The sequence below is a fragment of the Streptomyces sp. PKU-EA00015 genome, assembly GCF_013387495.1.
Lineage (GTDB): Bacteria > Actinomycetota > Actinomycetes > Streptomycetales > Streptomycetaceae > Streptomyces.
This window is the reverse complement of the sequence record NZ_JABZEE010000085.1, coordinates 1-10,251: the sequence shown is the minus strand read 5'-3', so window position 1 is coordinate 10,251 and position 10,251 is coordinate 1. Positions and strand designations below refer to the sequence as shown.

At 71.8% G+C, this 10,251-nt stretch carries 9 protein-coding genes; 5 read left to right on the top strand and 4 right to left on the bottom strand.

What is annotated here, in order from left to right:
• Nucleotides 1-55: 55 nt before the first annotated feature.
• Both HW130_RS33440 and HW130_RS33435 read right to left on the bottom strand, forming a co-directional pair.
• Nucleotides 56-1,462: an AarF/ABC1/UbiB kinase family protein gene (locus HW130_RS33440; protein ID WP_177153538.1), complete on the bottom strand. Its 1,407-nt coding sequence runs from the start codon at nt 1,460-1,462 to the stop codon at nt 56-58.
• A 64-nt stretch (nt 1,463-1,526) separates the two neighbouring features.
• On the bottom strand, nt 1,527-2,672 hold the full coding sequence (locus HW130_RS33435; protein WP_177153537.1) for a TOMM precursor leader peptide-binding protein: 1,146 nt from the start codon (nt 2,670-2,672) through the stop codon (nt 1,527-1,529).
• Between the two features lie 201 nt (nt 2,673-2,873).
• Here HW130_RS33435 and HW130_RS33430 point away from each other — a divergent pair, with 201 nt between their 5' ends.
• From HW130_RS33430 to HW130_RS33415, 4 genes are all read left to right on the top strand, one after another.
• Nucleotides 2,874-3,494, top strand: a complete 621-nt coding sequence (locus HW130_RS33430; RefSeq protein WP_177153536.1) for a M48 family metallopeptidase — start codon at nt 2,874-2,876, stop codon at nt 3,492-3,494.
• Nucleotides 3,495-3,672: 178 nt separating this feature from the next.
• Nucleotides 3,673-5,316 (top strand): TerD family protein, encoded by a 1,644-nt coding sequence (locus HW130_RS33425; RefSeq protein ID WP_177153535.1) that lies wholly within the window; start codon nt 3,673-3,675, stop codon nt 5,314-5,316.
• Nucleotides 5,317-5,329: 13 nt separating this feature from the next.
• The gene (locus tag HW130_RS33420) at nt 5,330-6,010 is read left to right on the top strand and encodes an AIM24 family protein (RefSeq protein WP_177153534.1); all 681 of its coding nucleotides are present in this window, start codon (nt 5,330-5,332) and stop codon (nt 6,008-6,010) included.
• A gap of 19 nt (nt 6,011-6,029) precedes the next feature.
• The gene (locus HW130_RS33415) at nt 6,030-6,785 is read left to right on the top strand and encodes an AIM24 family protein (protein ID WP_177153533.1); all 756 of its coding nucleotides are present in this window, start codon (nt 6,030-6,032) and stop codon (nt 6,783-6,785) included.
• Nucleotides 6,786-6,867: 82 nt separating this feature from the next.
• On the opposite strand, the gene HW130_RS33410 is transcribed toward HW130_RS33415, so the two are convergent.
• The gene (locus tag HW130_RS33410; RefSeq protein ID WP_177153532.1) at nt 6,868-7,401 is read right to left on the bottom strand and encodes an NUDIX hydrolase; all 534 of its coding nucleotides are present in this window, start codon (nt 7,399-7,401) and stop codon (nt 6,868-6,870) included.
• Complete coding sequence (locus tag HW130_RS33405) at nt 7,398-8,873, bottom strand: zinc-dependent metalloprotease (protein ID WP_177153531.1); 1,476 nt, start codon at nt 8,871-8,873, stop codon at nt 7,398-7,400. The genes HW130_RS33410 and HW130_RS33405 overlap by 4 nt, the downstream gene beginning before the upstream one ends.
• A 216-nt stretch (nt 8,874-9,089) precedes the next feature.
• On the opposite strand from HW130_RS33405, the gene HW130_RS33400 reads away from it, so the two are divergent.
• Nucleotides 9,090-10,217: an SDR family oxidoreductase gene (locus HW130_RS33400; RefSeq protein ID WP_177153530.1), complete on the top strand. Its 1,128-nt coding sequence runs from the start codon at nt 9,090-9,092 to the stop codon at nt 10,215-10,217.
• Nucleotides 10,218-10,251 lie beyond the last annotated feature (34 nt).

Below are 10,251 nucleotides of genomic sequence, written 5' to 3'. Positions count from 1 at the left end.
GCCCCCCGGCCGCCGCGCGCCGCCCCCAGCCGCCGCGCGCGGGCCGGTCCTGCGGTCAGCCCTGGGCCTCGATCGCCACGTCCGCGCCGGATCCCTCCTGCTCCCCGACCGCCTCGTGGGCGGCGCCACCCTCCTCCGCATCGAGGAACCCGGGCAGCCAGTCCTCCAGTTCCTCCCGCAGCCGCACCGACGCGTTCAGCTGGCAGAGCACGCCGATGGTGCTCAACGTCACACGGTGTATCAGCAAATACGCGGGCGGCAGGTTGAGCTGCTTGCCCAACTGGTGTGCCGGGGAGCGGATGTCGGCTATCCGCGCCGCCTGCGTGCGCATCCAGCCGCGGGTGAAGGTGAACTCCTCCGCCTCCGCGGGCTCGATGATCGGCAGCAGGTACTCGAGCACCGCCTCCGGGTCGAGGTCGATCGTCTCCTTGACGAAGCCCTCCTCGCACAGCATCCGGTAGACGGCCTCGGCCTCGCCCGCCAGCGTCATCCGCAGACATTCGCCGATGGGGCGCGGGAGCCCGCCCGGCAGCCGGTCCACCGTGCCGAAATCCAGCACGCCGAGCCGCAGGGGCTCGCCCTCCTCTCCCGGAAGGAGCCGGAAGTTTCCCGGGTGGGGGTCGGCGTGCAGCAGTCCCGTACGGGCGGGGCCCGAGAAGAGGAACCGGGACAGCAGCTGGCCCGCGCGGTCGCGCTGCTCAGGGGTGCCGTCGGCGATCACCTCGGCCAGCGGTATGCCGTCGATCCACTCGGTCACCAGCACCTGGTCGCACTGGTGGATCACGTCCGGCACGACCACATCGGGATCGCCAGCGAACTCCGCCGCGTGCTCGCGCTGTGCCTGAGCCTCCAGCTCGTAGTCCAGCTCCTCCGAGACCCGGTCGCGCAGTTCGGCGATCAGGGGCTTGATGTCCATGCCCGGGACGAGGGGGCCCAGGAGCTTCGCGAAACGGCTCAGCTGGGTGAGGTCCGACAGCAGGGCGTCACCCGCGCCCGGGTACTGCACCTTGACCGCGACCTCGCGCCCGTCGTGCCACACCGCCCGGTGCACCTGGCCGATGGAGGCGGCGGCCGAGGGCTTGTCCTCGAAGCTCAGGAACAGCTCGCGCCACTCCTCGCCCAACCGCTCCGCGAGCACGCCGTGGACGGTGCGCGTCGGCATCGGGGGAGCGGCGTCCTGCAGCTTGGTCAGTGCCGCGCGGTAGGGGCCGGCGACCTCCTCGGGCAGCGCCGATTCGAAGACGGACATCGCCTGCCCGAACTTCATCGCGCCTCCCTTCAGCTCGCCGAGCACCTTGAACAGCTGCTCCGCCGTGCGCTGTTGCAGTTCACGGGCCACGATCTCCGCGGACTTGCCGCCGATCCGCTTGCCGAGTCCCCACGTGGCACGGCCGGCGAAGCCCAGCGGCAGTGCGGCCAACTTCGCGGTACGAGTGACCGCCTTCCGGGGAAGATCAGACATACGCCCCTCCAAATCCCAGCCGGCGTGCCGCATCTGCCCTACGGCGACGCGCCGTTGACGGCGGTTACCCGGCCATTGTCTCGTGCGTCGGACCGATCCCCGAGGTGTCTCTGCTCTCAGTCCTGCCCGCGGCACCGCATGGGCAGTCGGCGTGGGGCGCGATCCGCTCGGACCGCCACCGCACCGACGGCAGCGACACCTCCCAGCGGGCGTCGGCGCTCGCCGGCAGGTCACCGTCGAGGAAGGACAGTGCGTGACACGCTGCGAGCCCGGCGACCACGGTGGCCAGCGCGGCGTCACAGGCCGAAGGCATCGCCCTGCGCCGCCCCGAACGCCACTGCGCGAGCAGTATCGACCGGGCCGGATCGCGCTCGGTCCGGTCCCGCTCCAGGCAAGTGGCGCAGGCCGTGCTCCCCGGCACCACCAGTGGCCCGACCACACCCGTCGCCTCCACAACTCCCGCGTAAAGATGGGGAATACCGGCGGCGATCCAGTCCTCGGCGGGCAGCGGGTCCGGTGCGTAGGCGCCGAGCCCGTCACGCGGGGCCACCACGACGAGGCAGAGCGCTGGCTCGCCGCCGCCCGGCTCCGCCACCTCCGCCCTGCGCGGAGCGCGGTCGGGCGCCGAGCGGCGGACCAGACGCCGGGCCGCCGCGTCCCGCCGCTGCCCGATGTCCTCGGCGGTCAGCCCGCCGGGCACGACGTCCGCCGGCTCGGTGAACCCGCCGTCCAGGACCTCGACCCGCCCGACTCCCGCCGCCGACAGCGTCGCCGCGATCAGGGCGCCGACGCGTCCGGCGCCGCGCACCTGGATCCGTATGGCCCGCCGCGCCGCCAGCCTGCGCATCGCACCGCCCGGCTCGGGGTGGACCACGGACAGGGAGGCCAGGTCAGGACGCAGCCGGTCGACGGCGTCCGGCCTTCTGCGCAGCGAGTCCGCGGCTGGCCCGCCCGCTTTCGGATCGTCCAGGAGCCCCGCGGCCGCCAGCCGGCCGACCAGCGCGTCGGCCCGCCCGTCCGGCAGCCCCCTCGTGCGCGCCTCGGCACGCAGGAGATCCAGTCCCCGGGTGCCGTCCAGCAGATCGATGAGCGAGCCGGTCGCGGTGTCCAGCGGCCCCACCGTGACCGCATGGGCGCGTGTCACCCCGACCTGCACGGACTGGCGGTCGCGCCATGCCCGCCGCAGGGCAGGCTTCATCATCGGATGCATATCCGTCCCCGTTCCCCCGTTGAATTTCCTGGTCTTCCCTCTTCGGACCGCTGTCAGAATGCCCGTCCGCGCCGAGGCGTGTGAAAAGTTGTCCACAGGTGCGGGGTATTAGTCGTTCAAATCGTGCAGCCATGGAGTGGATCAAGCGAGAACCGTCCCCGAGTCGGGACTTCCCGTACTGACAGCGGGTAACGTCGGGGCGTGTCCGTCGACCCTTCCCCGCCACTCACCGGGGAGAACTCAGCGCGCGGCGCGGGAACCACGCGAGACGCCGGTCGTCACCCGCACCGCGGGCCCGTCACGAGTGCGGTCGAGGTCCGCAGGAGTGCCCGGCGCAGCAGAACGGTCTCCGCGTACCGCGAGGGCGACCGCACCATCGTGCTGATTCCCGCCCGGATGTCCGAGGCCGAGGAGCGCCGGTGGGTCGGCGTGATGCTGGACAAGCTCGCGGCGCAGGAGAGCAAGCGCGTCCTCGGCGACAGCGAACTGTACGAGCGCGCCGAGCGGTTGTCGGAGCAGTACTTCGACGGACGGGCAAGGCCGACCTCCGTGCGATGGGTGACGAATCAGAACACCCGTTGGGGCTCGTGCACTCCGGCCGAGGGCAGCATCCGGCTGTCGCACCGGTTGCAGGGCATGCCCGAGTACGTCGTCGACTACGTGCTCGTCCACGAACTCGCCCACCTGCTGGTCCCCGGGCACGGGCCGCGCTTCTGGCGGCTGCTGGAGGCCTATCCCCGTACCGAAAGGGCCCGCGGCTACCTCGAAGGCGTCGTCGCCGCAGGCCGGCTGCCGCACCTCCCCGCCGCACGCGAGGAGTGAGCGCCGCCGGGGCGCGCGGAGCCGGCGGCCCGGTGCGATGTGCGGCCCTCAACGGCCCGTTGTGGATCGTGTGTCGACGGCCTTGTACCGAATGTGTACCGGCTTGGCTCAATGTCGCCGCAAGCGGCTAGCCTGGCGCGACGTATTCGTATTTCGGGATGGGGGACGGTCGTAACGCATGGCCAGGGAATTCCAACGGGGCCACAAGGCCAAGATCAGTGATCTGACGCCGGGGACGGATCTGTACGTAGGTGTGCAGATCGCTGCTCCTGGACTGACCTTCGACATCAGCTGCTTCGGCCTCGACGCGAACGAGCAGCTCTCCGACGACCGGTACTTCATCTTCTTCAACCAGCCGAAGTCGCCCGAGGAGTCCATTCAGCTTCTCGGCGCGCAGGCCGGTGACACCGAGTCGTTCCGCGTCACTGTGGACCGCATCCCGGCGAGCATCCACAAGCTGTCCTTCACCGCCACGATCGACGGCGCCGGGCAGATGTCGCAGATCGGTCCTGGCTACATCCGGATCGTCGCGGGCGGCGAAGAGGTCGTCAGGTACGCCTTCAACGGCTCCGAGTTCAGCACCGAGCGCGCCGTGATGCTGGGCGACTTCTACCTCAAGGACGTGTGGCGGTTCGCCGCCGTCGGCCAGGGCTTCGACGGCGGCCTCGAGGCGCTGCTGAAGAACTTCGGGGGAGAGGTCGCCGAGGAGGAGCCCGCACCGCAGCAGCCGCAGGCCGCCGCGCCCTCCTTCGCCCCGCCCGCGGCGCCTGCCGCGCCCGCGCCCGCCTTCGGTGCTCCTCAGGCCCCGCAGGCTCCCCAGCCCCCGCAGCCCGCCCCCGCCTTCGGGGCCCCCGCGGCCCCGGCTCCCGCCCAACACGCCCCCGCACCGGGGCCGCAGGTGCACGCCGCTCCGACCATGGCGGCCCCCATGGCGCCCCCGGCCGGCACCGTGCCGCCGCCCGCGCCGTCCCCGTACGGCCAGCCGCAGCCCCAGCAGCCGCAGTACGGCCAGGTCCCGGGGCAGGTCCCCGGCCAGATGCCCGGACAGGTCCCGCCGCCCGGTATGCCGTACGGCCAGCCCGCCCCCGGTCCGTACGGCCAGCAGCCCGGCATGCCCCAGGGCGTCCCGCAGCAGGTCCCTCAGGGCGTGCCGCAGACCGGCGCCGGCCTCCAGTCGGCCCTCCAGCCCTACCGCGAGACGCCCACCGGCCAGCGCTGGACCCCGCAGAACCAGCAGATGATGCGGGTCGACCTCACCATGGGCGGTACGCCCGTGCTCGCCCGTCAGGGCAGCATGGTCATGTACCAGGGCAAGGTCGACTTCAGCTACAAGGGCGCCGGATTCGCCGGCCGTGTCGTCGGCAATGCCACGGGCCAGGAGATGCAGCTGATGCGCTGCAGCGGACGCGGCCAGGTCTTCCTCGCGGAGAACGGCGCACACCTGCACTCGATCGAGTTGCAGGGCGACGGCATCTGCGTCTCCGCCGAGAACGTGCTCGCCTTCGACGAGTCGCTGCAGCACGAGGTCCGGCGCATCGAGGGCCACGGCATCCCCGGCGGCGCGCTCTTCACGATGATGTTCCAGGGCACCGGCACCGTCGTCGTCAAGACGCACGGTGTCCCCGTCGTCCTGCCGGTCACGCCCACGACGTTCGCCGACAGCAACGCGATCGTCGCCTGGTCGGCGGCCTCACAGGTCATCCTCTCCAGCCAGGTCCGGCTGCGCCGCAACGCCTACCCGGGACACAGCGGTGAGACCGTGAACCTCCAGTTCCGGGGTGCCCCCGGCAACTTCATCGTCGTCCAGCCCTACGAGGTCTGAGGGAGCCCGGATCATGAACCAGCAACTCGCGGGCTTCGCCCCGACCCCCGTCGCGGCCCGGATGGAGAACCACGGCCGCACCATGCTCAAGGTCGCCATGGCCACCGGCCAGGACCTGTACGCACGCACCGGCTCGATGGTCGCCTACGAAGGCTTCGTCCAGTACGAGCCCAACCCGCCCGCCGTCCGCCAGATCGCCTCCCAGTGGGTGACCGGTGAAGGCGCGCCTCTCATGAAGTGCTCCGGCGACGGGCTGCTCTACCTCGCCGACTACGGCGCCGACGTCGTCGTGATCAACCTCAACAACGACTCGCTCTCGGTCAACGGCACCAACCTCCTGGCCTTCGACGCCCACCTCCAGTGGGGCGTCGAGAAGGTCAAGGGTCTCGCCAAGTTCGCCGGACAGGGCCTGTGGAACGTGGAGGTCGCCGGCACCGGCTGGGTCGCCCTCACCTCCCGCGGCACGCCCATCGTCGTCGACTGCGGCCGAGGTGAGGACGAGACGTACGTCGACCCGGACGCCCTCGTCGCCTGGTCCCCGAACCTCAAGGTGAAGGGCAAGCGCAGCTTCAAGGCCTCCTCGCTGATCGGGCGGGGCAGCGGAGAGGCGTATCAGATGGCCTTCTCGGGCCAGGGCATCGTCGTCGTACAGCCGAGTGAGGACAGCACCGACCGCCTGCGGATCCGGGGCTGAGGGGGAGCGAGAACACACCATGCAGAGTCCGCTTTTCGGCTACGCCGAGCAGCAGTCCCAGGACCGCTACGTCGTGCAGAATCCGCAGCTGCTGCGGGTCACCCTGACCGGTCACGACGACATCCTCGCCCGCAAGGGCGCGATGGTCGCGTACCAGGGGCTGGTCGACTTCGACGGCGAGTACCAGACGAGCAGCCAGCGCAGGGCCCGCGCCAACACCGGTGAGGGCCTCGACCTGATGCGCTGCTCGGGCCAGGGCACCGTCTACTTCGCCAATCTCGCCCAGTACGTCCACGTCGTCGACGTGGACCAGGAGGGCATGACCGTCGACAGCGCCTATGTGCTGGCGCTCGACTCCACGCTGCACACCGAGGTCATCGCGGTGGACAGCCAGTACGGCATCTCCGGATCCGGCAAGTACCAGCTCAATGTCTCCGGCCGGGGCAAAGTCGCGCTGATGACGTCGGGCCAGCCCCTGATGATGCAGGTGACGCCGGACAAGTACGTGAACGTGGACGCCGACGCCATCGTGGCCTGGTCCTCCGCGCTGCGCGTGCAGATGCAGGCCCAGACGCACTCCTCGAACGTGCGCCGCCGCCGCGGCAGCACCGGGGAGGGCTGGGAGCTGAGCTTCCTCGGGCAGGGCTTCGCGCTCGTCCAGCCCAGCGAGGTCATGCCCCCGCAGAACGCGGACCTCGGGCAGGGCCTGCGCGCCCAGTACGGCGTGGGCCAGCACGGCGCCCACGCGCAGAACCAGAACAACGCCTGGAACTGACGAGAACGTGCGTAAGGGGCGGTCGCCGTCCCCTGCCTTCGGCGGGGGAGACCCCAAGGCGACCGCCCCTTGCGCACAGGTGCTACAGCGCGGCCCGCGTGCGCTCCAGGAGCCGCACGACCGAGGCGTCGGCGACACCCGCCACCTCGTCGTAGGCGAACCAGCGCAGGTCCAGTGACTCGTCGCTGATCGCGGGGGCGGCACCGGACGGGGCCAGTGCCGCGTACTGCACGTCCAGGTGCCAGTGGCACGGTGCGGGGATGGCGTGCCGGTCGAGGGTGACCGGGCCGCCGGGCAGCAGCGACAGCCCCGGGATCCCGGACTCCTCCGTGGCCTCGCGCAGCGCCGCCGCGGCCAGAGTCGTGTCCTGCGGCTCGCAGTGACCGCCCATCTGCAGCCACATGCCGAGCTTCCGGTGCAGCGTCAGCAGCACCCGCCCGCGCTCCGGGTCGACGACCAGGGCGCTCGCGGTGAGATGCCCCGCACCGCAGGATTTCCACATCCCGTCCGGATGCGCCGCCAGATGGTCCAGATACGTCTGCCGCAGCGCGGCCTGGCCGTCCTCGCGGGCCTCGTAGCCCTTCAGCACGAGGACGGCGTCGTCGTGGAGGCTCACTTGTCGGTGTCGTCCTCGCCGCCGGCCGGTCCTTCGGGCTTCTCGCCCGACGCTCCCGGCTTCCCCTGGGCGGCGTCCGGCTTGTCGAGGTTCGGCGATGCGCCGCCGCCGGCGGCCTCGCCGAGCATCTTGTCGAGCTCGGAGAAGTCCAGCTGCTCGCGGTGCACGAAGCCGTCCGGGTCGTCCAGGTCGGTCGCGGTCGGCAGCATGTCCGGGTGCTCCCACAGGGCGTCGCGCCCGTCGACACCGCGCGCGTCCGTGAGCGAGGCCCACAGCCGCGAGGCGTCCCGCAGCCTGCGCGGACGCAGCTGCAGCCCGATCAGTGTGGCGAACGTCTGCTCCGCCGGGCCGCCGGACGCGCGGCGCCTGCGCAGCGTCTCGCGCAGCGCGCCCGCGGACGTGAGACGGGTCGAGGAGGCCTCGTGGACCACCGCGTCGACCCACCCCTCGACCAGCGCGAGGGCCGTCTCCAGGCGCGCCAAGGCCGCCTTCTGCTCCGGTGTGTCCTCCGGCTGGAACATGCCCTGCTGCAGTGCCTCCTGCAGCTGCTCGGGGTGCGAGGGGTCGAACTGGCCGACCACGTCCTCCAGCTTGGACGTGTCCACCTTGATCCCGCGGGCGTACCCCTCGACCGCTCCGAACAGGTGCGAGCGCAGCCACGGCACGTGGGCGAAGAGCCGCTGGTGGGCCGCCTCGCGAAGCGCGAGGTACAGCCGCACCTCCTCCTTCGGCACGCCGAGGTCCTTGCCGAGGGCGTCCACGTTCAACGGGAGGAGCGCGGCCTTGCCGGCCGGGCCCAGCGGCAGACCGATGTCTGTCGAGCCGACCACCTCGCCGGCGAGGACGCCGACCGCCTGCCCGATCTGCTGGCCGAACATCGCCCCGCCCATGGAGCGCATCATGCCGATCAGCGGGCCCGCCATGGCCTGCATCTCCTCGGGCAGCACGTCACCCATGGCCAGACCGACGCGCTCGGCGACCGGGTCGACGAGCTGCTGCCACGCCGGAAGGGTCGCCTCGACCCACTCCGCGCGGCTCCACGCCACGGCCGTGCTCGCGCCCGAGGGCAGCGAGGTCGCGCCGTCCAGCCAGAGGTCGGCCAGCCGTACGGCCTCCTCGACCGCGGTGCGGTCCACGGGGCCGACGCTCGCGTCCTTGGTGCCGTGGGGCGTGCCCTGGGCGACCGTCTGGCGGGCGATCTGCTTGGCCATGTCCCAGTTCACCGGGCCGCCCTCGTAGCTCAGCATCTGGCCGAGCTGCTGGAACGCCGCGCCGAGATCGTTGGGGTTCAGCGAGCCGAACATGGCGGCGAAGGGGTTGTCCCCGCCGCCCTCGCCGAAGCCGAAGCCGAAGGGATTGGACGGGGACCCGCCGGAGCCCTGGCCACCTCCGGCGGGATTCCTCTTCTTGCCCTCGTCGCCGTTCTCCGGCTCCTCCGGCGGAAGGCCGAATCCGAATGGGGTGTCACTCACGGGTTTCCTCGGCTCGTAGGGCCACCGGCTGTCCGCCGGCGGCGACTGCCCGACAACACCACCCAGCCTATGCGGCCGGGGGGCCGTGCGGCTTCGACATCCGGGCCGCTTGCGGGCTCGGTGCCCCGCCGACACGTGGCCTGCGGCAGGATGGACGCCACCTGGTGCGTATGCGTCATTCGCTTGCGTATTGAAGACAACCGCTGGAGACGCCTGGTGAGTTCCCCAGATCCGCAGGTTCGCGCAGCGCGAAACCACTCAACCGCGGCCGCCGACCGCGTGCCCGAGGGGCGTGGCCCCGTCGTGGCCGTCACCGGTGCCGCCACGGGCGTCGGTGACCTGCTCACCAGGCGCCTTGCCGCGTCCGACGAGATCAAGCAGGTCATCGCGATCGACGAGCGCCGCGGCGAGGTCCCCGAAGCGCACTGGCACGTGCTCGACGTCCGTGACCCGGCGATCGCGGAGAAGCTGCGGGGCGCCGACGTGGTGGTGCACCTCGCGCTGGACCTCGACCTGGAGACCGACTCGGCCGCCCGTACCGCGTACAACGTGCGCGGTACGCAGACCGTCCTGACCGCCGCCGCCGCGGCCGGCGTCCACCGGGTCGTCCTGTGCACCTCCGCCATGGTCTACGGGGCGCTGCCCGACAACGACATCCCGCTCTCCGAGGACGCCGAGCTGCGCGCGACCGCCGAGGCGACCGGCGTCGGCGACCTGCTGGAGATCGAACGCCTCGGCCGCCGCGCTCCCCGTGCCCATCCCGGGCTGAACGTCACCGTGGTCAGGCCGGCCGTTCTCGTCGGCGGCACCGACACCGCGCTGACCCGCTACTTCGAGTCGCCCCGGCTGCTCGTGGTCGCCGGATCCCGGCCCACCTGGCAGTTCTGCCATGTCGAGGACCTCGTGGGCGCTCTGGAGTACGCGGCGCTGGAGAAGGTCGAGGGGGAGCTCGCCGTCGGCTGCGACGGATGGCTGGAGCAGGAGGACGTCGAGGAGCTCAGCGGCATCCGCCGGATGGAGCTGCCCTCGGCGGTGGCGCTGGGCGCGGCCGCCCGTCTGCACCGCATCGGCCTCACGCCGTCCCCGGCGGGCGACCTCGCGTACACGATGCACCCCTGGGTGGTGAGCGTGAGCCGGCTGCACGACGCGGGCTGGCGTCCGCGGTGGACGAACGAGGAGGTGCTCGCCGCCCTGCTGGAGGAGGTCGAGGGCCGGCACACCGTCGCGGGCCGCCGCCTCGGCCGCAAGGACGCCACGGCCGCCGGCGCCGCGGGCGCGACGGTCGCGCTGCTGGGCACGGCGGCGCTCGTGCGGCGCGCCCGCAAGGCGCGCCGCCGGATCTAGCTGTATTGACCTGGAACGTTGTTCACACGGCTGA